The sequence below is a fragment of the Serratia sp. CY47444 genome (genome assembly GCF_052168635.1).
Taxonomy (GTDB): Bacteria; Pseudomonadota; Gammaproteobacteria; order Enterobacterales; family Enterobacteriaceae; genus Serratia; species Serratia bockelmannii.
In genome coordinates, this window is sequence record NZ_JBJNMH010000001.1 from 504,196 (window position 1) to 524,971 (window position 20,776).

21 protein-coding genes are annotated in these 20,776 nt (G+C 58.6%); 10 read left to right on the forward strand and 11 right to left on the reverse strand.

The features are described 5' to 3' along the window. Positions 1-4: 4 nt before the first annotated feature. The 3 genes from ACJ8IL_RS02290 to rimJ are packed head-to-tail and all read right to left on the reverse strand — an operon-like array spanning position 5 to position 2,159. Positions 5-925 (reverse strand): Gfo/Idh/MocA family protein, encoded by a 921-nt coding sequence (locus ACJ8IL_RS02290; protein WP_442516316.1) that lies wholly within the window; start codon positions 923-925, stop codon positions 5-7. After that, positions 918-1,565 (reverse strand): YceH family protein, encoded by a 648-nt coding sequence (locus ACJ8IL_RS02295; RefSeq protein WP_025303141.1) that lies wholly within the window; start codon positions 1,563-1,565, stop codon positions 918-920. Before ACJ8IL_RS02295 ends, ACJ8IL_RS02290 begins: the two co-directional genes overlap by 8 nt. Positions 1,566-1,574: 9 nt before the next feature. Beyond that, positions 1,575-2,159 carry a ribosomal protein S5-alanine N-acetyltransferase gene (gene rimJ / locus ACJ8IL_RS02300; protein WP_025303142.1) on the reverse strand — a complete coding sequence of 195 codons (585 nt, stop codon included), beginning with the start codon at positions 2,157-2,159 and terminating at the stop codon, positions 1,575-1,577. Between the two features lie 345 nt (positions 2,160-2,504). On the opposite strand from rimJ, the gene mdtH reads away from it, so the two are divergent. From mdtH to ACJ8IL_RS02325, 5 genes are all read left to right on the forward strand, one after another. Further along, positions 2,505-3,710: a multidrug efflux MFS transporter MdtH gene (gene mdtH / locus ACJ8IL_RS02305; protein WP_043143594.1), complete on the forward strand. Its 1,206-nt coding sequence runs from the start codon at positions 2,505-2,507 to the stop codon at positions 3,708-3,710. Positions 3,711-3,783: 73 nt separating this feature from the next. After that, positions 3,784-4,032, forward strand: a complete 249-nt coding sequence (locus tag ACJ8IL_RS02310) for a hypothetical protein (RefSeq protein ID WP_043143592.1) — start codon at positions 3,784-3,786, stop codon at positions 4,030-4,032. A gap of 127 nt (positions 4,033-4,159) precedes the next feature. Next, positions 4,160-4,807 carry a glutaredoxin 2 gene (gene grxB / locus ACJ8IL_RS02315; RefSeq protein ID WP_049295784.1) on the forward strand — a complete coding sequence of 216 codons (648 nt, stop codon included), beginning with the start codon at positions 4,160-4,162 and terminating at the stop codon, positions 4,805-4,807. Positions 4,808-4,841: 34 nt separating this feature from the next. Next, positions 4,842-6,482, forward strand: coding sequence for an ABC1 kinase family protein (locus ACJ8IL_RS02320; protein ID WP_141998269.1), 1,641 nt, complete (start codon positions 4,842-4,844; stop codon positions 6,480-6,482). A gap of 152 nt (positions 6,483-6,634) precedes the next feature. Next, positions 6,635-7,198: a lipoprotein gene (locus ACJ8IL_RS02325; protein ID WP_025303147.1), complete on the forward strand. Its 564-nt coding sequence runs from the start codon at positions 6,635-6,637 to the stop codon at positions 7,196-7,198. Between the two features lie 56 nt (positions 7,199-7,254). On the opposite strand, the gene yebF is transcribed toward ACJ8IL_RS02325, so the two are convergent. The 5 genes from yebF to cspE all read right to left on the reverse strand — a co-directional run bounded on the left by yebF (position 7,255) and on the right by cspE (position 10,184). Further along, the gene (gene yebF, locus ACJ8IL_RS02330; RefSeq protein WP_060433258.1) at positions 7,255-7,614 is read right to left on the reverse strand and encodes a protein YebF; all 360 of its coding nucleotides are present in this window, start codon (positions 7,612-7,614) and stop codon (positions 7,255-7,257) included. A 70-nt stretch (positions 7,615-7,684) separates the two neighbouring features. Next, positions 7,685-7,993 carry a N(4)-acetylcytidine aminohydrolase gene (yqfB, locus tag ACJ8IL_RS02335; RefSeq protein WP_004927562.1) on the reverse strand — a complete coding sequence of 103 codons (309 nt, stop codon included), beginning with the start codon at positions 7,991-7,993 and terminating at the stop codon, positions 7,685-7,687. A gap of 39 nt (positions 7,994-8,032) precedes the next feature. Further along, positions 8,033-8,356 (reverse strand): YebG family protein, encoded by a 324-nt coding sequence (locus ACJ8IL_RS02340; RefSeq protein WP_025303149.1) that lies wholly within the window; start codon positions 8,354-8,356, stop codon positions 8,033-8,035. Positions 8,357-8,444: 88 nt separating this feature from the next. Continuing rightward, a complete protein-coding gene (gene dbpA / locus ACJ8IL_RS02345; RefSeq protein ID WP_043143580.1) occupies positions 8,445-9,827 on the reverse strand; it encodes an ATP-dependent RNA helicase DbpA in 1,383 nt (460 codons plus the stop codon). A gap of 147 nt (positions 9,828-9,974) precedes the next feature. Beyond that, positions 9,975-10,184 carry a transcription antiterminator/RNA stability regulator CspE gene (cspE, locus tag ACJ8IL_RS02350; RefSeq protein ID WP_004927572.1) on the reverse strand — a complete coding sequence of 70 codons (210 nt, stop codon included), beginning with the start codon at positions 10,182-10,184 and terminating at the stop codon, positions 9,975-9,977. 246 nt (positions 10,185-10,430) lie between these two features. Between cspE and purT the strand changes: the two genes are divergently transcribed. Beyond that, positions 10,431-11,609 carry a formate-dependent phosphoribosylglycinamide formyltransferase gene (gene purT / locus ACJ8IL_RS02355; RefSeq protein WP_442516317.1) on the forward strand — a complete coding sequence of 393 codons (1,179 nt, stop codon included), beginning with the start codon at positions 10,431-10,433 and terminating at the stop codon, positions 11,607-11,609. A gap of 34 nt (positions 11,610-11,643) precedes the next feature. Here the strand turns inward: purT and ACJ8IL_RS02360 are convergent, their stop codons facing one another. Continuing rightward, entirely contained in the window at positions 11,644-11,883 is a 240-nt protein-coding gene (locus ACJ8IL_RS02360) for a YoaH family protein (protein WP_025303152.1), read from the reverse strand. A 70-nt stretch (positions 11,884-11,953) separates the two neighbouring features. Further along, positions 11,954-12,955: a glycosyltransferase gene (locus tag ACJ8IL_RS02365; protein WP_049209167.1), complete on the reverse strand. Its 1,002-nt coding sequence runs from the start codon at positions 12,953-12,955 to the stop codon at positions 11,954-11,956. Between the two features lie 525 nt (positions 12,956-13,480). Between ACJ8IL_RS02365 and pabB the strand changes: the two genes are divergently transcribed. From pabB to ACJ8IL_RS02385, 4 genes are all read left to right on the forward strand, one after another. Then, positions 13,481-14,854: an aminodeoxychorismate synthase component 1 gene (gene pabB / locus ACJ8IL_RS02370; protein ID WP_060447825.1), complete on the forward strand. Its 1,374-nt coding sequence runs from the start codon at positions 13,481-13,483 to the stop codon at positions 14,852-14,854. Beyond that, positions 14,851-15,429 (forward strand): CoA pyrophosphatase, encoded by a 579-nt coding sequence (locus ACJ8IL_RS02375; RefSeq protein ID WP_442516318.1) that lies wholly within the window; start codon positions 14,851-14,853, stop codon positions 15,427-15,429. The genes pabB and ACJ8IL_RS02375 overlap by 4 nt, the downstream gene beginning before the upstream one ends. A 446-nt stretch (positions 15,430-15,875) precedes the next feature. Next, positions 15,876-17,240, forward strand: coding sequence for an L-serine ammonia-lyase (sdaA, locus tag ACJ8IL_RS02380; protein WP_197815063.1), 1,365 nt, complete (start codon positions 15,876-15,878; stop codon positions 17,238-17,240). A gap of 268 nt (positions 17,241-17,508) precedes the next feature. Further along, positions 17,509-19,095, forward strand: coding sequence for an EAL domain-containing protein (locus tag ACJ8IL_RS02385; RefSeq protein WP_442516319.1), 1,587 nt, complete (start codon positions 17,509-17,511; stop codon positions 19,093-19,095). A 16-nt stretch (positions 19,096-19,111) separates the two neighbouring features. Here the strand turns inward: ACJ8IL_RS02385 and ACJ8IL_RS02390 are convergent, their stop codons facing one another. Next, positions 19,112-20,656, reverse strand: coding sequence for a TerC family protein (locus ACJ8IL_RS02390; RefSeq protein ID WP_442516320.1), 1,545 nt, complete (start codon positions 20,654-20,656; stop codon positions 19,112-19,114). Positions 20,657-20,776 lie beyond the last annotated feature (120 nt).

Here is a 20,776-nt window from a genome sequence, read left to right on the forward strand (position 1 = left end):
TATGTTACATAGAGTTATCCCGCAGCAAACGCTCGACCACCCGCTGGGCGACCAGCGCCTGTTCGCCGCCGGTTTCCGGCGCGCTCTGGTTGGCGACGGCATCAAGGAAATGCCGTACCGCCCCGTCGAAGCCGCGTTGCACCAGCGTGCTTTGCCAACCCGGCACCGGCTGTTCCAACTCACCCTGTACATCTTCACGCAGCCAGTGGCGCATATCGGTCAACTGATACAGCGCGCCGTCGGTCACCGCCTGCACGCTTTCGCGCTGGCTGCCACCGCGGCGATGCATACTGGTCGTCACCTGCGTGTCGCCGCAGGCGAAGTGGTGCTCGGCGTACAGCATTTCGCCTGCGGCGCTGGCCCGTAAGCTACCGCTCAACAGTTGCTCGCGTCCGCCCGCCAGCCACAGCGCAGTGTCTACCACGTGCAGGTAATCATCCAATAGGGTAAAACGCAGATCGTGCGGACCGAGGCTGTCCGCCCGATGTTTATCCATACGGATAGAGGCCGGCTGGTTCATTTCCAGCTTGAGCTGCCGGTAAAGTGGCGCGAAACGGCGGTTGAACCCCACCATCAGCGTTTTGCCTCGCCGTTCGGCCAACTCGAGCAGTTGCTCGCCCTGCTCCAGCGTTTCCGCCAGCGGCTTATCGACGTAAACGTGCACGCCGCGGTTTAGCAGCTCGCCAATGACCGAAAAATGGCTGGCGGTGCTGCTGTGGACAAATACGGCGTCGCACTGTTCGGCCAGGCTGTCCAGCCGGGAGAAACAGGCCATGCGGTAGCTGTCGCACAGCGGCTGCGCTTTTTGCTGATTGGGCGAAAAACCGCCCACCAGCGTCCAATCCGCCGCTTGGCCGAGGATTGGCAGGTAAGCCTTCTGCGCGATACTGCCCAATCCCACCACGCCTACTCGTAATTTAGTCATTCGCATCCCTCGCCAACAGGTGTTGCAGCTGCCGTTTCAGCTCCGCCACTTCGTTTTCCAATGCGCTGACCCTGGCGCTCAGTTCGCTGTCTTCCTCGGATTCGAACGCCGCCGGCGGCGCTTCATCAATCTGGCCGCTGAACAGATGCATGAACCGGCTTTCGCGCTTGCCCGGCTCACGAGCCAGGCGCACCACGAACGGGCCATCTTCCCGCGTGGCCAGCTGTTGCAGCACCTGCTCGACCTCGCTGACATCGCTGAACTCGTGCATCCGATTGGTGCGGGTGCGTAGCTCGCCCGGTGTTTGCGCACCGCGCAGCAACAAAGTGGCGATCACCGCCAGTTCGGCGGGTGAAAGTTTCAGCTGGCCAAACTCGGAATTGCAAAACCGCTGCTCGTATTTCACTACCCGATTGCCGAATCCGCTGAGGGTGCGCAGGAAATGTTTGCGCAGCAACAGATCCAGCAGTTGCTGCACCTCACTCTCGCTCAGATCCATCACCGGCTCGCGGTTGGTCTTTTGGTTACAGGCCAGGGTAATGGCGTTAAGCGAAAGCGGGTATTGGTCCGGCGTCGTCACCTGTTTTTCCAACAGGCAGCCGATGACCCGGGCCTCTTTGGCGTTCAATTCATATTTCATCGTTTGGCCTCAACGTGGGGGGAGCCACTCTTTATTGGTGTATGCCGTCAAAACGTGGTCTTGCCACTGGCCATCGATCAGCAGGTAATCCTTGGCGTAACCTTCGCGTTCAAATCCCAGACGCGTCAGCAATGCGCCGCTGCGCTGGTTGTGCGGCATATAGTTGGCCATGATGCGGTGCATGCGCTGTTGGCGCAGCATATAGCGGATGGCGGACTGCAAGGCTTCGAACATCAGCCCTTGCCCCTGCCATTTCTCCCCCAGCGAATAGCCGAGGAAACAGGCGTGAAACGAACCGCGCAACACGTTACTGAAGTTCGCCACACCGCGGACTTCCTGCTCTTCCGGATCGAGCAGGATAAAATAGTAGGCGCTGCCCTGCTTTTGCATTTCAGCGATCATCCCCAGGCGCGCCTGCCAGCCGGACGGATAACAGTGGCTTTCATCGCGCACCGGCTCCCAGGGTTTGAGAAAGGTCCGGTTCTCGGCATAATAGTCCGCCAGACGATAGGCGTCCCGTTCATGCACTAAACGGACCACCATCCGGTCGGTAGTAAGACGTACTTTTGGCGATGCAGAGCGGTAGCCGAACATCATTTCCCCCGCAGTCAAAACGGTTCGATAAGAAGTATTTATTGGGAAGTCGCATGGTGAATTATCCGGCGCCGATCTAATGCCATGACTTTATTTAGCCAATAGCGCCTCAGAACCGCACTTCCCTGCATTCAATATAACCGTAGCCCGCCCCCGAGGTAAAATCCCAGTCGCTCAGTAAATCGCCGAATACGCGTTTTACGGCGTTTTTCCGCCTATTTTGCAGCGCAGGTAACACCTTGACGATAAAAAAATATTATCTACTCCGCCCCTGTCGCCGTCCGGCAATTGGGTAGAGAATGGTGGGGTTGCCTTCCCCTCTCTCTTAATTGCTCATGGTGATGCATGTCTCTGGTGTCGCAAGCGCGCAGCTTGGGTAAATATTTTCTGTTGCTCGACAACCTGCTGGTGGTTTTAGGCTTCTTTGTCGTGTTCCCGCTTATTTCGATCCGCTTTGTCGATCAATTAGGGTGGGCGGCGCTGATCGTCGGCATCGCGCTGGGTTTGCGTCAGCTGCTGCAACAAGGGCTCGGCATCTTTGGCGGCGCCATCGCCGATCGCTTCGGCGCCAAGCCGATGATCGTCACCGGCATGCTGCTGCGCGCCGCCGGTTTCGCTACCATGGCGATGGCGGATGAGCCTTGGATCCTGTGGTTCTCCTGCGCGCTGTCCGCCCTCGGCGGCACGTTATTCGATCCGCCGCGCACCGCTTTGGTAATCAAGTTGACCCGCCCGCATGAACGCGGCCGTTTTTTCTCGCTGCTGATGATGCAGGACAGCGCGGGGGCGGTGGTCGGCGCGCTGATCGGCAGTTGGCTGCTGCAGTACGATTTCCACTTTGTCTGCTGGGTTGGGGCGGCGATCTTCGTGCTCGCCGCTGGCTGGAACGCATGGCTACTGCCGGCTTACCGCATCTCTACCGTGCGTATACCGATGAAGGAAGGCATGTTGCGGGTACTGCGCGATCGCCGCTTCCTCACCTATGTCCTGACGCTGACCGGTTACTATATGCTGGCGGTACAGGTGATGCTGATGCTGCCGATCGTGGTCAACGAAATCGCCGGTTCACCGGCGGCAGTAAAATGGATGTATGCGATTGAAGCGGCGCTGTCATTGTCGCTGCTCTATCCGTTGGCGCGTTGGGGAGAAAAACACTTCCGGCTTGAGCAGCGCCTGATGGCGGGCCTGTTGCTAATGACGCTCAGCCTGCTGCCGATTGGCCTCGCCACCACCCTGCAGGGGGTGTTCACACTGATCTGCTGCTTCTATCTGGGATCGATTATCGCCGAGCCGGCGCGCGAAACGCTAAGCGCTTCGCTGGCGGATCCGCGTGCACGCGGCAGCTATATGGGCTTCAGTCGCCTTGGCCTGGCGCTGGGTGGCGCGTTGGGTTACACCGGCGGCGGCTGGATGTACGATACCGGACGCACGATGAACATGCCGGAGCTGCCCTGGTTGCTGCTTGGGGCAGTAGGCTTCGCTACGCTGCTGGCGCTGTACTGGCAGTTCAGCCCACGACGCAGCGCCCCGATGATGCTGCGCGGCGGTTAACGCCATAGAAATCCGGCCGAATCGGCAACAGCTGCTATCCTGTTAGTAAAAACACCCACAGGAGCCCGTCGGCATGAGCGAAGAAGCAAAATTACCGCAACTACTCGAACATATGATACTGAACTTGCGCATGATTTATGCGCGTTCCACCCTGGTGGAAAAAGCACTGGCCCACATCCTCGCCAGTGACGCCGGCCTGAAGGACGATATTATCAAGCAGCTGCAGGTCGTCACCGCCGCCAACGAACGTGACAGAATCGACCTCGAAGAAGCTCGCATTCACCTGATCGATGTGCTCAACTCGGTACCGGCCAAGAAATAACGCCCTCTAGCCCGTGCCGGTGCGCGGGCAATATCGCAATAACGCACCATCCAACACACGCACGTCAAGACAGCCTCGATAAGCTGTGGTAACTATTGCTGTTAAAACCTGACAACCCGGAGCAAGCATGAAACTGTTCATTTACGATCATTGCCCATTCTGCGTTAAAGCCCGCATGATTTTCGGCCTGAAACGTTTGCCGATTCGCCTGGTCACGTTGCTCAACGACGATGAGACGACCCCGTTCAACCTGATCGGCAAAAAAATGGTGCCGATTCTGATTAAAGACAACGGTGAAGCGATGCCGGAAAGCCTGGATATCGTACGCTATGTCGATGGGTTGGACGGCAAGCCGGTCCTGACCGGCCGCACCAACCCGGCTATCGCCGAATGGCTGCAGCGGGTCGGCGGTTACAGCGCAAAATTGCTGCTGCCGCGTATTGCGCATGCCGATTTCGAAGAGTTTGCCACCGCCAGTGCCCGCCAGTACTTTATCGATAAAAAACAGGCGTCAATCGGAGATTTCGCCGAACATCTCGCCAACAGCGCCGATCTGATCGCCCAGTTGGAGGCCGATCTGCAAACCCTGTCACCGCTGATCGTCTCCGCTGACGCGGTGAACGGCGAGCTGTCCGAGGACGACATTCACCTGTTCCCGCTGCTACGCTCGTTGTCGATCGTCGCCGGGGTTGCGCTGCCGGATAACGTGGAAGCCTACCGCAACCGCATGGCGCAGCGCAGCGAGGTGCCGTTGCTACTGGATATGGAACAATAACGTTCGAGAGTCACAAAAAGGACATGGCGTACTGATGTTGAAAATGGTGCTCGCCACCGCTCGCGATCGGGCGCGGCTGAAGGAAATTACCTCCGTTCTGATTCGTTATGGTCTGCAAGACGTTCTGCGCTTGCTGGGCCTGGGGGCATTGCTGCGCGGTGTCCGCGGCGAGCCCGCCCTGCAGGACGCACAGACCCTGCCTGAACGGCTGCGGGAGGCGCTCGAGGCGCTGGGCCCCACCTTCGTCAAATTCGGTCAGATCCTGGCCACGCGTTCTGACCTCCTGGATCCGGCCTGGACCGACGAACTGGATCGCCTGCACAGCCAAGCGGCGGTATTGCCATGGGAGACACTGGCGCCGCAGCTCGTTGCCGATCTGGGGGGCGAGCCCGAGCACCTGTTTGCCGAGTTCGATCGCACGCCGCTGGCGGCAGCGTCGATGGCGCAAATTTACCGCGCCCGCTTGCACAGTGGCGAACAGGTGGTGGTGAAAGTGCTGCGGCCCGGCCTGGCGAAAACCATCCACGCCGATCTGCGGCTGCTGGCCTCGCTGGCGGAAACCGTGGAGCAGCAGAGCCCCACGCTGGCACGCTATCGGCCGCGGCAGATGGTCCGAGCGCTGGCGACGGCGCTCAATCACGAGCTGGATTTGACTCACGAAGGGCATAACTGCGATCGCGTCGCCAAGATGTTTGCACGAGAACCCGACGTGGTCGTGCCGAAAATCTATTGGCAATGGTCGTCTCCGCGTCTGTTAGTGCAGGAATACTTGCCCGGTACCGCGCCGGAGAACCCTCAGCAATTGGCGGCGGCAGGCTTTGACGGCCCGCTGCTGGCACAACGCGGCGCCCGCGCCTTTATGAGCATGGTGCTGGAGCATCGGCTGTATCACGCCGATCCCCACCCCGGCAACGTCATGGCGCTGAGCGGCGACCGCGTCGGCTTTATCGACTTCGGCATGGTGGGCCAGCTGTCCGAGCGGCGGCGCAACCAGTTACTTTTGCTGCTGCAAGCCATCGCCGATCGTCAATCAGAAGGCATCGTCAACACGCTGATCGCTTGGTCGGACAGCGAGCCATTGGACCTGATGGATCTGGAGTTGGCAGCGCAAAACTTTCTCGACAAACAGGCCGCCGCCACCCTGACGCTGGGTAAAGCCTTGACCGACCTGCTGGTGATGGCGCGTGAACACCAGCTGGCGTTGCCGCCCGACCTGGTGCTGCTGTTCAAGGCATTAATCACCGCCGACGGCGTGCTGCATCGGTTGGATCCGGCCTTCGACATCGTCGCCACGCTCAAGCCGATGTTGCAACAAACGGTGCTGCAGCGCTATGCCCCCGACGCCGTGCGCCAGCGGTTGTTGGCCCTGGGCGGGGAAGCGCTCGACGCCGGAGAGGAGCTGCCGCAAACCCTGCGGTTGTTGGTACGTCGCCTGAAGCGGGGGCAGCTCAATGCCGAGATCAACGTCAAGAACCTCGGCCAATTGAGCAAAGCGCTGGAACGCGCCGCCGTCACGCTGGCTATCGCCATCGTCACCGCCGCTTTTGCTCTGGGGCTGGCGCCTTATCTGATGCATTCTTCGCTGCGGCTGTGGGGCATCCCGCTGTTCCCGCTGTTGGGGAGCGCGGCCTGCGTGGCCGGCGTAATTCTCTTGGCGCTACGATTGCGGCGCTGATGCTTTCGGCGTTATCCGATAGGTCTCACCCGCTTTTGCGCGCACTATCCTTTGCACATCGCCGCCTGTCGTTTTCACGCGCAGGCGGAACGTTTATAATGATTAATCAATTATCTGCAGCACTTTTCGCCAGCAGTCGCAATGAGGCATTAATGAAGAAGATCCTGATGGGCGCAGCCGCCCTGCTGTTCGCCGGCGTATTGGCCGGTTGCAATCAACTGACCCAGTACACCCTGAGCGAGCAGGAAGTGAATGATTACCTGCAGAAACACAACGACTATCAGAAGCAGATCGGCGTGCCCGGCTTGGTGGACGCCAATATCGTGCTGACTCAGCTGCAAAGCCAAATCGGCCGCAGCGAACCGGGTAAAGTTACCCTTTCCGGCGACGCCAAGGTCAATATCACGTCGATTCTCGGCCCGCAGACCGCGGATCTGAAGCTGACGCTGAAGGCGCAGCCGGTTTACGACCGGGCGCAGGGCGCCATTTTCCTGAAGGACATGGAGCTGACTGATTACAGCGTGCAGCCGGAAAAAATGCAGACGGTAATGAAAGCGCTGACGCCGTATCTGAACCAGTCACTGAAGTCTTACTTCGACCAAAAGCCGGCTTATGTGCTAAATCCTGACAACAGCAAAACCGAAGCGCTGGCGAAAAAACTGGCGAAGGGGTTGGAAGTGAAGCCGGGTGAGTTGGTGATCCCGTTCAGCGACTGACCTCGTCTTGATGCATCAAGCCCGCCACCAGGCGGGCTTTTTATTGCAAAACAGTATTACTGCGGCGCGCTGTAGGCGATTTCGCCGGTGTTGCAGTTGAGCGTCACGTTGTAGGTTTTATCTGCCTTGGTGCCACGCACCGTCAACGGTACCTGCCACACCTGATCCTTGCCGGTGATGGCATCCGGGCTCACCCAGGCGATCGGGGTTGCGGTGCCCAGCAGTTTTTTGTCCGCCTCCCAACGCGTGATGCGGTTCTGCAAGAAGTCGCGCTTGACCTGGGCGGCGATATCCGCCGGCTGCAGGCCTGCACACTGCCCCACCTTGGCGGTGCGTTGCTCGTGATCCTGCGCCCACACCGCGGTTGATGCTCCCATCATGGCCAACAAGGCGATAGCCAAACCCATTTTTTTCATATGTCCTCCCGTTGTGATTAGCGCTATCCGGGCGCCCATCCCTGGCTCACAACAGGGTTTCGGCAAAGAGTTACCGTTTGACGAACTCGATGACAAACAGCGCATCCAGGCCCGGATAGATTTCCTTGATCACCTGCTTCAGTTCGCCGAGCGACATGTTTTCCTGCTGTGCGTGGCGTTCGGTCAGCGCATCCAGGCGCACCGGCGTTACCGACAGCACTTCGATAAAACAGAAAAAGACGCCGTCTTCATTGCGGCTTACGCGCAATACCTCGCCCGGTTCGAAGTGCGACTCACTGGCATCCCGAATGGTGATGGTTTTACGCCCGGCCAGAATGTCTTGCTCAAAGCGGCTGAAGAAAGTTATTTCACGGCTCATTTTAGATCCTTTTTCATCACAACACCGCAACATAAGTCATTATGCTGCTTGCTTTTCTGACGCAGATCCCTCTTTTGGGTTAGATGTCGCTTTTTTCGCTTTGCTTTCCGCCGGTTTTTTGAGGGTTTCCGCCGGCGAAGCGCCACGCAAAATCAGACCCAGCGCGTCCTTATTCTCCGCCAGGAAGAAGCTCAAGCCTTCGCGCTGTTCGTCATCCAGAGTCAGCGGTGCCTGCTGCAGCCACTCCCCGAGGTTGTCCGCCAGATCCAGCATTTTGTCGTAGGCGTCGGCTTCTTTCTTGCTCGCGAAAGTCATTTTTTCCTCACCGTTTCTCACCACCACATATTTAACTTCAACCGCCATGCGTGCGTCCTCAAAAACTCAAATTACTGTAATTATGTACAGTATAAATAGATCGTGGCGGGAAGGCAAACCGCCGCCCGCCTTCGGCTTATTTCAGCAGCCGCACCTTGCAGCTTTTGCCTTTGATTTTGCCCTGCTGCAACTGTTGCAGCGCCTTGCGCGCGCTGGCTTTGCGGATTGCGACATAGGCATGCACTGGGAACATGTCAATCTTGCCCACTTCCGCCGCCGTCAGCCCGGCATCACCGGTCAGCGCCCCGAGAATATCGCCGGGACGGATCTTCGCCTTGCGGCCGCCGTCGATGCACAGCGTCACCATCTCCGCCTCCAGCGAGCCGTTGGCCGCCCCGCTCAGCTCGGACACCGGCGACCAGTCGACGCTCATCTGCAGATAGTCTTCAATCGCGTGCGCACGCGCCATTTCCTGCGGCGTGCACAGGCTGATCGCCAACCCGCTCATGCCGGCGCGGCCGGTACGGCCAATACGGTGCACATGCACTTCGGGATCGAACGCCAGTTCGTAGTTGACCACCAGCTCCAGCTCTTTAATATCCAGCCCGCGTGCGGCAACGTCGGTCGCCACCAATACTCGGCAACTGCGGTTGGCGAAACGCACCAACACCTGGTCGCGGTCGCGCTGTTCCAGATCGCCATGCAGCGCCAGCGCGCTGATGCCGCGGGCCTCCAGGGCCTCAAGCACCGTCTGACAATCGCGTTTGGTATTGCAGAACACCACGCAGGACGCGGGTTGATGATAGCGAATAGCCGACACCAGGAGCGCCGGGCGCTGATCGCGCGTGGTCTCATAAAAGCGTTGTTCGATGGAGGCCTGCGCTTCTCCATCGTCCACCTCGACGCTCAGCGGCTGGCGTTGAACGCGCGCGCTGATGCGCTCGATGCCTGCCGGGTACGTGGCGGAAAACAGCAGCGTCTGACGTTGCGGCGGCGTATAGCTGATCACATCGTCGATGTCGTCGGCGAACCCCATGTCCAGCATGCGATCGGCCTCATCCAGCACCAGCACCTTCAGCTCGTCCAGCTGCAGCGTTTTCTTGCGCAGGTGTTCCTGGATACGGCCCGGCGTCCCCACCACGATGTGCGGCGCATGCACTAGCGAATCGAGCTGCGGCCCCATCGGCTGACCGCCGCACAGCGTCAGGATCTTGATGTTTTGCGTGAAACGCGCCAGGCGGCGCAGCTCTTTGCTCACCTGATCGGCCAGCTCGCGGGTGGGACAGAGCACCAGCGCCTGCGTGGCGACCTGACCGACGACGATACTGTTCAGCAGACCAATGCCGAAGGCCGCCGTTTTACCGCTGCCGGTTTTCGCCTTGGCGCGCACGTCCCGCCCTTGCAGGATGGCGGGCAATGCGGCGGCCTGTACCGGCGTCATTTCGGCGTACCCCAGTTCGTTGAGGTTGGCCAACTGTTCGGCTGGCAGCGGCAGGGAAGAAAAAGAAACTGTGCTCACGGCGATAACTCTTATATGACGAATGGAATGGCGGCGCGCCCGCAGGTTGGCGCCGAATCAGGGGTAAATGATAACAGAGATGGGCGGCGTTACGGGGTGCGGGCATAAAAAAACCCGCCGGCGGCGGGTTTCTTGGCAACGCAGTCGTTAAATCGCAACGACGTTGGCTGCAGCAGGGCCACGTTGGCTGTCCTGGATGGAGAATTCAACCTGCTGGCCTTCAGCCAGGGTTTTGAACCCATCGCTAACGATAGCGGAAAAATGAACGAAAACGTCTTTAGAGCCGTCGGCAGGCGTGATGAAGCCGAAACCTTTGCTTTCGTTGAACCATTTAACGTGACCAGTGATCTTGCTCATTTGTGTTTCCTTTACTTGATAAACCTGCCTTAACGGCACGAGACGCGAAAACCCTGTTATATGTAGGCCTTCTTTCGCCGTCGGTTATTAACGCATAATCGCTCATGCAGGGCAAATATTTCTGTTTGTTATAAAAACAGTCAGTTAGCAACAAACCTGGCGCAGCGGCTGTGAACGCAATCGTTTTCGTATATACTGCCCGCCGATAATCAATCCGCTTACTTTCACCGATCCAGGTACGACACTATGTTAACGATTGGAACCGCCCTGCGCCCTTCCGCCACCCGCGTTATGTTGCTCGGCTCCGGGGAGCTGGGTAAAGAAGTCGCCATTGAATGCCAGCGCCTCGGTCTGGAAGTGATCGCCGTCGATCGCTATCCCGACGCCCCCGCCATGCATGTGGCGCACCGCAGCCACGTCATCAATATGCTAGATGGTGACGCGCTGAAAGCCGTTATCGAACAAGAGCGGCCTGACTATATCGTTCCCGAAATCGAAGCGATCGCCACTGCCATGCTGGTCGAGCTTGAACGCCAGGGCCACCGCGTGGTGCCCTGTGCCGAAGCCACCCGCCTGACGATGAACCGTGAAGGCATCCGCCGTCTGGCGGCGGAAGAGCTCGCTCTGCCCACCTCAAGCTACCGCTTTGCCGACAGTGAAATCGCCTTCCGGCAGGCGGTCGAACACATCGGCTACCCGTGCATCGTCAAACCGGTGATGAGCTCCTCCGGCAAAGGCCAAAGCCTGATCCGCACGCCCGAACAGCTGCAAAGCGCCTGGGATTACGCCCAACAGGGTGGTCGTGCCGGTGGTGGCCGGGTGATCGTCGAAGGGCTGGTAAGATTTGATTTTGAAATTACGCTGCTGACCATCAGCGCCGTGGACGGCGTGCATTTCTGCGAGCCGATCGGGCACCGTCAGGAAGACGGAGATTATCGCGAATCCTGGCAGCCTCAGCGTATGTCGGCTACGGCGCTGAGCCGTGCTCAGGCTATCGCGGAGAAGGTGGTGAAAGCCCTGGGTGGCTTCGGCCTGTTCGGCGTGGAGCTGTTCGTCTGCGGCGACGACGTGATCTTCAGCGAAGTGTCGCCACGCCCGCACGATACCGGCATGGTCACAATGATTTCACAGGATCTGTCTGAGTTCGCCCTGCACGTGCGCGCGTTTCTCGGTTTGCCGATCGGCGCTATCCGCCAGTTCGGCCCTTCCGCTTCGGCGGTGATCCTGCCACAGCTCACCAGCACCGATGTGCGCTTCAGCGGATTGGAAAACGCGCTGCGCGGGCACAACCAGCTGCGTCTGTTCGGCAAGCCGGAAATCGCCGGCCAACGCCGCCTGGGTGTAGCGCTGGCGACGGCGGACACCACGGAACAGGCGGTGGAACAAGCGAAACAGGCCGCCACCGCAGTGGAGGCCAACGGTTGACACTCACGGGGCCGCTTGCGCGGCCCCGATAACATCAATAGTCTTCGTCTTCTTCAGCATCGTCATCCCGCGACGCCTCCGGTGCGGCATCCTGCTGCTCGTCTTCGTCATCGAACAGCACCGCAACCTGAGCGCCCTGATGCTGCTCACGAATTTCCTGCGCAACGCGAGCAATGGCCTCACCGCTGCTCATGCCCTGTTCCATCAGCTGATGGATGCGATCCGCCGCTTCCTGCTGCTCCGCGTGGCTCAGTAATGGCATACCTGCATGCATGTGTCGTTCTCTCCGGCAAAAGGGAGAGCGAGTATACGCGCTAACGCGGCGGATCCCAACGTCTTGTGGCTCAGGCCGGTTGCGAACAGCCGTTATCGCTGCGCCACTGCTTCAGGCGATGCCGCCACAGCATGACATGCCACCCCTGCTTCAGGCCGCGCGTATTGGCGAACATCGCTCTGTCGATGCCGCGCTGATAGAACTCTTCGGTAATCTGACTCTGGGCGGCCGGATCCGGCTCACGACGGATACTGTGACAAATGCCCAACGCCTCACGGGTGATTTGCCAATGGAAAGCGGGACGAATGGCGACAGTGCCCGCATAGCGCCGGTTGAGCCGCTCCAGCATTTCGACGATTTTCATATAGTGACGCTGATACTCTACGTTCGCTTTGCCGGTGCGACGACGGTTACTGATCGACTTGTCGTGCACCCGTTGCCGGTACAGCGGCGTGCTTAAATATTTGACCCGTTTGGCATTAAACATGACCTCCGTCGTCCAGGGAATATCCTGGTGATGCAACCCCGGCTCAAAATAAAGCCGATGCTGGCGAATAAAATCGAGGCGATATATTGCCAGCCATACAACATGAATAAACTTTCGCGACTTCAATGCACGTTCGAACCACTGAACGCCAGTGATAACGTCGGTAGTGCGTAAACGCGCCTCGGGAAAAATCGGCTGTAATTCGTCTTGGCTGGTAAAATAGCGTTCACCATTACATTGCATCACGTCTAATTGGTGTCGTTCTGCCTGTTCCAACAGCGTGGAATACATCTCGGGCGCCAATAAATCGTCGGCGTCCGGAAACGCCACATATTTACCTCGGGCAACGGCGAGCCCGGCATTACGTGCATTAGAAACGCCGGCATTGGCTTGATCGATCACGCGAATATGCGGATGCACCGCCGCGTAACGGTGCGCGATCTCTCCCGAACCGTCGGTGGAACCATCGTTGACGATGATCACCTCCAACCGTTGCTCGCGCTGGGCCAGCAGCGAGACCAGGAACGGCTCCAATAACTCCCCCGCATTGTGCATCGGGACGATGACGCTCAGCATTAACGACATAGGTAGCTCTTCACTAATAATGTAACAAAATGATAATTTTATTTTTTTAAAAAATAGAAACCGCTTCAGCGCACGAGCGAAATAAAACGCGAACCTTCACATTTCCGCCGCAGGCTAAATAAGATTAATCTTGTTTGTCTTTTCATGCTTTCGACAAGAAAAGCGTTCCACAACAAGGGATAACTTTCACAAGACGGCCACCATGAAAAAACACAGGCAAAACCGTTTCGTATCGCCAGCTTAATAACAGCAAGCAACAATAAAAGTATGAAATTAACGAACCTTTTTTATATTTCTCGGGTCTTGCGCCCTCGATGAATAAACGTCCAGTGCATTTGACGTTAAATTTTTAACATATCGAAGTATAATCAATGGCGCAAAAAATGCCTTATCTCAGGTTTATTGAACTGCCGTTTATGTGAACTGTGCTCCATGTCGCGCGTGGCAAAACATGCATGACGTGACCGTCTATGGCACACTAGCCGCCAGATATCGCCGTCCTCACAGCCAGGTTTATTGACGTTCATGAGCGTAACCGCCCCAAACATAAAATCTTTGCCCTACAGCCGCAGTGCCCTGATGACGCTTTTCGCCCCGATTTCAACCCACCCGTGGGCGATGCTGCTGCATTCGGGCTTCGCCGACCATTCGCATAACCGCTTCGACATCCTGGTCGCGCAGCCGTGCGTTACGCTCACCACCCAGGGCGCCAGCACGAAAATAGAAAGTGACAGCGTCACTATCCAGTCAAAGGAAGATCCATTCTCCCTGCTGCAGCAACACCTGGTGGCGCAAGGTTGGCAACCGGCGTTTAACCCGGATCTGCCATTTCAGGGCGGCGCACTGGGGCTGTTCGGCTACGATCTCGGGCGGCGGGTGGAAAGCTTGCCGCAGTTGGCCGCAGCCGACCTCGCCTTGCCGGACATGGCGGTGGGCATTTATGACTGGGCATTGATCGCCGATCACCGGCTGCAAACCCTGACGCTGCTCAGCTATGGCGACGTGGAACAGCGCTGGTGCTGGCTCAATAGCCAAACCGCGCCGACAGAACGCCCTTTCACGCTGCTGAGCGACTGGCGCGCCAATATGAGCCGGCGGCAATACGGCGAGAAATTCCAACGTATTCAGCGCTACCTGCGCAGCGGTGACTGTTACCAAATTAATCTGGCGCAACGGTTCTCCGCCGACTATCAGGGAGATGAGTGGCAGGCTTTCTGTCGATTGAGCGCCTGCAACCGCGCGCCGTTCTCGGCCTTCCTGCGCCTGCCGCACAACAGCGTACTGAGCGTCTCTCCCGAGCGCTTCCTGTGGCTGGAGCAGCAGCGCATCCAAACCCGCCCGATCAAGGGCACGCTGCCGCGGCTGGCGGACGCGGAACAGGACGCCGCTCAGGCTCGCCGTTTGGCCGATTCCCCCAAGGATCGCGCTGAAAATCTGATGATCGTCGATCTGCTGCGCAACGATATCGGCCGCGTCGCCCAGCCTGGCAGCGTACGGGTGCCGGAACTGTTTGCCGTGGAGCCGTTTCCCGCCGTGCATCACCTGGTGAGCACTATCACCGCAACCCTGCCGGAACAGACCTCGGCGGCCGAACTGCTGCGCGCCTGCTTCCCCGGCGGTTCGATCACCGGCGCGCCCAAGGTGCGGGCGATGGAAATCATCGAAGAGCTGGAGCCGCAGCGCCGCAATGCCTATTGCGGCAGTATCGGTTACTTAAGCGCCTGCGGCACCATGGACACCAATATCACCATCCGCACGCTCGTCACCGAAAACGGCCGCATCCACTGCTCCGCCGGTGGCGGCATCGTGGCGGACAGCCAGGAGCAGGCGGAATACCAGGAGACTTTCGACAAGGTTGGCCGTATTCTGCCGCAGCTTGGGGAGTGTGCCCTGTCGTGATCCCATCGAACACACCAGCCTCACTGCACGCCTTTATCAGCCGTTTTCAACTGCAGCTGCCCCAGGCGGCGCAGATCTCGCACAATGTGCGCCCGGCGGCGGTGCTGATCCCGATCGTCTGCCGCGCAGAGCCGACGCTGCTGTTGACCCGCCGCGCCGACTCGCTGCGCAAACATGCCGGCCAGGTGGCCTTCCCCGGCGGTAAAACCGACGCTGAAGACGGGTCGGCGATCGTCACGGCGCTGCGAGAAGCGCAGGAAGAAGTGGCGATACCGCCGCAGGCGGTGACCGTCCTCGGCCAAATGGCGCCGCTCGACAGCAGCACCGGATTTCAGGTCACGCCCATCGTCGGCCTGGTCTCGCCGGATGTGCAGTTCCACGCCAATGAGGGTGAAGTGGCGGACGTGTTCGAGATGCCCTTGAGGGAAGCGCTGACCCTGTCGCGTTACTATCCGCTGGATATTCATCGCGCCGGCCATATGCACCGCATTTACCTCTCCTGGTATCACAGCCAGTTTATCTGGGGGCTGACCGCAGCCATCATTCGGCGTCTGGCGCAGCAGGTCAGTATTTAGCCCATATTACGTGATCTGACTCGCAATCTGGCATGGCCGACGGCCTCCGCTGCCGGTAAAGCGATCGAAATCACTTCATTTGAACGCTTTTTCAACTACCGTTCCGATTGAATGGTTTTAAAAAAACTGTAAACCCTCTCTTAAACCTTACGAAATACCTGTAAAATACCACCGTCCGAGATAAACCACTGTAGAAACAGGGATTAAGCCGGCGGCGTTCAGCACGGAAAGCTGGCGCGATTACCGCTAATGGAGCTTGGGCGAAAGCGGATACCTCGCATAAGGGTTCGCCCCGGGTAATCAGTAAAAAAAGCGACACCACGGATTATTTAATTTCATGCGAAAAAGGCAGCCGAACCCGCACGGCCCTTTTACAATATCGCTGTTCCCTGCGCGGTTTTTAACCGCTGCAGCCATAACAATACGTCTCTTTAAGGAGTTTTAGCGTGATTAGCGTTTTCGACATGTTTAAGATCGGCATCGGCCCGTCCAGCTCTCATACGGTTGGACCGATGAAAGCCGGCAAACAGTTTGTCGACGATCTGGTAAATAAAGGCCTGATGCCTTCTATCACGCGTGTTGCCGTAGACGTTTACGGCTCACTCTCATTGACCGGTAAAGGTCACCATACCGATATCGCCATCATTCTCGGCCTGGCCGGCAACATGCCGGACACCGTCGATATCGATAGCATTCCTGGCTTTATTCGCGATGTAGAACAACGTCAACGCCTGATGCTGGCCAACGGCCTGCATGAAGTCGATTTCCCACGCGACGGCGGCATGGTCTTCCGCAGCGACAACCTGCCGCTGCACGAGAACGGCATGCAAATCCACGCCTTCGCCGGCGATAAAGAAGTGTACAGCAAGACCTATTACTCCATCGGCGGCGGTTTCATCGTCGACGAGGAGAACTTCGGTAAGGACGCCGAGCAAGAGCTGCAAATGCCTTATCCATTCAACTCCGCGCGCGAAATGCTCGACCACTGCCGCGAGACCGGGCTGTCACTGTCCGGCATGGTGATGCAGAACGAACTGGCGCTGCACAGCAAGCAAGAGATCGACACCTACTTCGGTAACGTCTGGCAAACCATGCGCGCCTGCATCGATCGCGGTCTGAACACCGAAGGCGTGCTGCCGGGCCCGCTGCGCGTGCCGCGCCGTGCTTCCGCGTTGCGCCGCATGCTGGTGGCGTCGGACAAACTGTCCAACGATCCGATGAACGTGATCGACTGGGTCAACATGTTCGCACTGGCGGTTAACGAAGAAAACGCCGCCGGCGGCCGCGTCGTCACCGCGCCGACCAACGGTGCCTGCGGCATCGTGCCTGCGGTGCTGGCTTACTACGATCACTTTATCGAGTCCGTCAGCCCGGATATCTACATCCGTTACTTTATGGCGGCGGGCGCCATCGGCGCGTTGTACAAGATGAACGCTTCCATTTCCGGCGCCGAAGTCGGCTGTCAGGGCGAAGTGGGCGTGGCCTGCTCCATGGCAGCAGCCGGCCTGGCCGAACTGCTGGGCGGCAGCCCTGAGCAGGTATGCGTGGCGGCGGAGATCGGCATGGAACACAACCTGGGGCTGACCTGCGACCCGGTCGCCGGCCAGGTGCAGGTGCCGTGCATCGAGCGCAACGCCATCGCCTCGGTCAAGGCGATCAACGCCGCCCGCATGGCTCTGCGCCGCACCAGCGAACCGCGCGTTTCGCTGGATAAGGTGATCGAGACCATGTACGAAACCGGCAAAGACATGAACGCCAAGTACCGAGAAACGTCACGCGGTGGCCTGGCAATCAAGGTGCAATGCGACTGACAGACAACCCCGCCGCCCGGCGGGGTTTTTTATGGTCAATCAATTCATTGACCGCTTTTAGTGACAATGTCACCAGAAAATATCCTGCGTTTTTCTCATCGATCCAGCGGTTAGCCTGCAAATTGACCTTCTGTTTTGCCAAATCGAAATAATTTACTGAGTTACCATCAATCTTGTATAACCTCAGGCTAGAATTAGCCGAGCGCAACTTAAGGAACTGTGGCCTGACTGTGACTCGGAGCTGGATTACCGAACAAGGATTTACCGGATGTTGATGACCCACCTCGCCGCGTCCCAATATCGTTACTACCGTTGGCTGCTGGCCGGAGCGGTGGGCGTGGCTATTCTGTTGGTATCGCTGTATACCCGTTACTATCAAGAGGTCAAAAGCATCGAGCAGAGCCAGCAAACGTTGGCCACCCGCACCGTCGGCAAAATTGACCAGCTGTTGTCCCCCGCGCAGCTGCAGGCGGAACGCAGTATGGACATGCTGGAACAACCCTGCGAGAACGTCTCATCGACCCTGCGCTTTCGCGCCGCGCAAAATCAGGCGCTGCGCGCCATGCTGCTGGTAAAAAATGGCATCATCTACTGCTCCAGTCTGTTTGGCGCCCGACATTATCAGTTGGCCGCCGTGCTGCCGATTTTCGTCAACAGCAACGTCAGGCTGGCGCTGCGCCCTTCGTTGGCGGTGAGCAAAGGACTGCCCACGTTGGTGATGTGGACACCCTCCCCCGGCGATAGAACCAGCGGCGTGCTGCACGTCTTCAATATCGAGCTGTTATCGAACTTTTTACTCGAACCGCAGGAGCCTTATGTTCAGCGCATGGTGCTGAACGTAGCCGACAGTAGCCTGGAATACGGGCGCCGCGAAATCCTGCGCCGCGACACCCTGACCAACGATCTGCGCTACACCGCCGGCTCTGCGCTGTACCCGTTCTCGATTTCACTGTTCGGCCCACAGATCGGCATGTTGGCGCTTTCCGCATTGCCGCGCCATATCCCGCTGGCGCTGTTGATCAGCCTGCTGGCGGCCTATGTGGTCTACCTGCTCACCGCTAACCGCATGAGTCTGTCTTACCACATAGGCCATGCCATCACTCATCGGGAGTTCCGCGTCTACTGTCAGCCTATCATTCACAGTGACACCGGGCGCTGTGCCGGCGTCGAGATGTTGCTGCGTTGGAAAAAGAAGCGACAAGGATGGATCTCGCCCGACGTGTTTATTCCGTTGGCCGAGCAGCATGACCTCATCATTCCGCTCACTCGCTATCTGATGAACACCGTGACGGAAAATCTGCAGCTGTTCCCGCCACGACCGTCCTTCTATATCAGCATTAACGTCGCTGCCGAGCATTTTAAAACGCTCAACATCATCGACGATATCCGCCAGATTTGGCTGCCGGCGCATCCGATGCCCTCATTGATGCTGGAGCTGACTGAACGCACGGCGCTGTCGGCCATCCAGTATGACCAGATTCGCACGCTGAAAGACATGGGGATCATGCTGGCCATCGACGATTTCGGCACCGGCCACAGCTCGCTGAGCTACCTGAAGAACCTCAGCCCGGACGTCTTGAAGATCGATCGCGGGTTTACTGCCGCCATCGGCACCGACGCGGTCAACGCCACGGTGACCGACACCATCATTACGCTGGCGCAGCGCCTGAAGCTGAAACTGGTGGCAGAGGGGGTGGAAACGGAGGAACAGGCCGACTATCTGCGCTCACGCGAGGTCAATGCCCTGCAGGGGTATTATTTCGCCAAGCCGATGCCGATTCATGTTTTCCCGCTGTGGTTGCAACAGTACGAATCGCGCGTCAGGAAAGCGGAAGAGGATCCGCCGGAGGCCTGAGCCCCCGGCGGGAGGGTTACGCGTGCGCCGTCTCGTCCAGGGCGACGCGGGTAACGCGCACCAGTTCGATACGGTATTCGGACACCTCAACGATATCGAAACGCAGGTGGTTCAGTTCTATGGTATCTCCCACCACCGGCATCTGTCCGTAGTGGGCCAACAGCAGCCCCGCCAGGGTGGCGTAGTCGGCGGTGGGGCTAACCAGGTCATCGCAGGCCAGCGCCTGTTCCAGCGAGTGCAGATCGGTTCCGCCCTTCACCAGCCAGCCGTCGCCTTCCGCCACGATGTCCGGCGTTTCGTCCTCGTCCGGGAATTCACCGGCAATCGCTTCCAGCACGTCCAGCGGCGTCACCAGCCCCTGCACGACGCCAAATTCATTGGTGACCACCACCAGACGCCCTTTGGCGCGGCGCAGCACCGCCAGCAGTTTGATGACGTCCATGGTTTCCGGCACCACGATCGGCGGCGTGCGGGCGGCGAACTCGGCAATATCTTCACCCTGCTCCAGCGCCACCAGCAGATCCTTGGCGCGTACCACGCCGACGATCTCATCCACCGAATCACGACACACCGGGAACAGACTGTGTGGCGTATCCAGCAGCTGTGCGCGTACCTCTTCGCGGGAGCGCTCGCAATCGACCCAGGAAATGTCGGTGCGCGGCGTCATCACGCTGCGCAATGAACGCGAGGCGAGCGTCAACACGCCGCTGATCATATAACGCTCTTCCGCCGCAAAGGTTTCATCCCTCGGCAAGGCGACCGCATCGTCCGTCTGCTGCGTACGCTGCTGCCCCATCAGGCGCATGATCGCTTCCGCGGTGCGCTCGCGCATCGGGCGACGCGCTTGATGCTTGATGAAGTTGCGACGCGCGATCTGGTTGAACAATTCAATCAGGATCGAGAAGCCGATCGCGGCGTACAGATAGCCTTTCGGAATATGCAAACCGAAGCCTTCGGCGATCAGGCTCAGGCCGATCATCAACAGGAAGCTCAGGCACAGCACCACGATGGTCGGGTGCGCATTGACGAAGTTGGTCAATGGCTTGGATGCCAACAGCATCACCGCCATCGCGATCACCACCGCCGCCATCATTACCGGCAGATCGTTCACCATGCCTACGGCGGTAATCACCGCATCAAGCGAAAACACCGCGTCCAGGATCACGATTTGCACCACCACCGCCCAGAACTTGGCATAACCGCGGTTGGCGCCATCCTGGTGCGTCTGCCCTTCCAACCGCTCATGCAGCTCCATGGTGGCCTTGAACAGCAGGAATACCCCGCCGAACAGCAGGATAAGATCGCGGCCAGAGAAGCTGAAATCGCCAACGCTGAACAGCGGTGTGGTCAGGGTTACCATCCAGGAGATCACCGACAGCAGGCCCAAACGCATCAGCAACGCCAGCGACAGGCCGATAACGCGCGCCTTATCGCGCTGCTTCGGCGGCAATTTGTCGGCCAAAATGGCGATGAACACCAGGTTGTCGATGCCCAGCACGATTTCCAGCACCACCAGCGTAAGCAACCCCGCCCAAATAGAGGGGTCCATTAAAAATTCCATATCAGACTCCAGAAAAAAGTGGGAATGAGCGCTCGCCGCTCAGACGTGACGATGCCGCCGCTGCATGGGCGCAGTCGACAATAGCAAGGTGACGGGATGGGGTTACCGGGAGATGGCCGA

What these genes read in the sequence shown, in the direction of transcription:
- ACJ8IL_RS02290 (WP_442516316.1), bottom strand. Translation starts at nt 925, where the DNA reads ATGACTAAATTACGAGTAGGCGTGGTGGGATTGGGCAGTATCGCGCAG.
- ACJ8IL_RS02295 (WP_025303141.1), bottom strand. Translation starts at nt 1,565, where the DNA reads ATGAAATATGAATTGAACGCCAAAGAGGCCCGGGTCATCGGCTGCCTG.
- rimJ (WP_025303142.1), bottom strand. Translation starts at nt 2,159, where the DNA reads ATGTTCGGCTACCGCTCTGCATCGCCAAAAGTACGTCTTACTACCGAC.
- mdtH (WP_043143594.1), top strand. Translation starts at nt 2,505, where the DNA reads ATGTCTCTGGTGTCGCAAGCGCGCAGCTTGGGTAAATATTTTCTGTTG.
- ACJ8IL_RS02310 (WP_043143592.1), top strand. Translation starts at nt 3,784, where the DNA reads ATGAGCGAAGAAGCAAAATTACCGCAACTACTCGAACATATGATACTG.
- grxB (WP_049295784.1), top strand. Translation starts at nt 4,160, where the DNA reads ATGAAACTGTTCATTTACGATCATTGCCCATTCTGCGTTAAAGCCCGC.
- ACJ8IL_RS02320 (WP_141998269.1), top strand. Translation starts at nt 4,842, where the DNA reads ATGTTGAAAATGGTGCTCGCCACCGCTCGCGATCGGGCGCGGCTGAAG.
- ACJ8IL_RS02325 (WP_025303147.1), top strand. Translation starts at nt 6,635, where the DNA reads ATGAAGAAGATCCTGATGGGCGCAGCCGCCCTGCTGTTCGCCGGCGTA.
- yebF (WP_060433258.1), bottom strand. Translation starts at nt 7,614, where the DNA reads ATGAAAAAAATGGGTTTGGCTATCGCCTTGTTGGCCATGATGGGAGCA.
- yqfB (WP_004927562.1), bottom strand. Translation starts at nt 7,993, where the DNA reads ATGAGCCGTGAAATAACTTTCTTCAGCCGCTTTGAGCAAGACATTCTG.
- ACJ8IL_RS02340 (WP_025303149.1), bottom strand. Translation starts at nt 8,356, where the DNA reads ATGGCGGTTGAAGTTAAATATGTGGTGGTGAGAAACGGTGAGGAAAAA.
- cspE (WP_004927572.1), bottom strand. Translation starts at nt 10,184, where the DNA reads ATGAGCAAGATCACTGGTCACGTTAAATGGTTCAACGAAAGCAAAGGT.
- purT (WP_442516317.1), top strand. Translation starts at nt 10,431, where the DNA reads ATGTTAACGATTGGAACCGCCCTGCGCCCTTCCGCCACCCGCGTTATG.
- ACJ8IL_RS02360 (WP_025303152.1), bottom strand. Translation starts at nt 11,883, where the DNA reads ATGCATGCAGGTATGCCATTACTGAGCCACGCGGAGCAGCAGGAAGCG.
- ACJ8IL_RS02365 (WP_049209167.1), bottom strand. Translation starts at nt 12,955, where the DNA reads ATGTCGTTAATGCTGAGCGTCATCGTCCCGATGCACAATGCGGGGGAG.
- pabB (WP_060447825.1), top strand. Translation starts at nt 13,481, where the DNA reads ATGAGCGTAACCGCCCCAAACATAAAATCTTTGCCCTACAGCCGCAGT.
- ACJ8IL_RS02385 (WP_442516319.1), top strand. Translation starts at nt 17,509, where the DNA reads ATGTTGATGACCCACCTCGCCGCGTCCCAATATCGTTACTACCGTTGG.
- ACJ8IL_RS02390 (WP_442516320.1), bottom strand. Translation starts at nt 20,656, where the DNA reads ATGGAATTTTTAATGGACCCCTCTATTTGGGCGGGGTTGCTTACGCTG.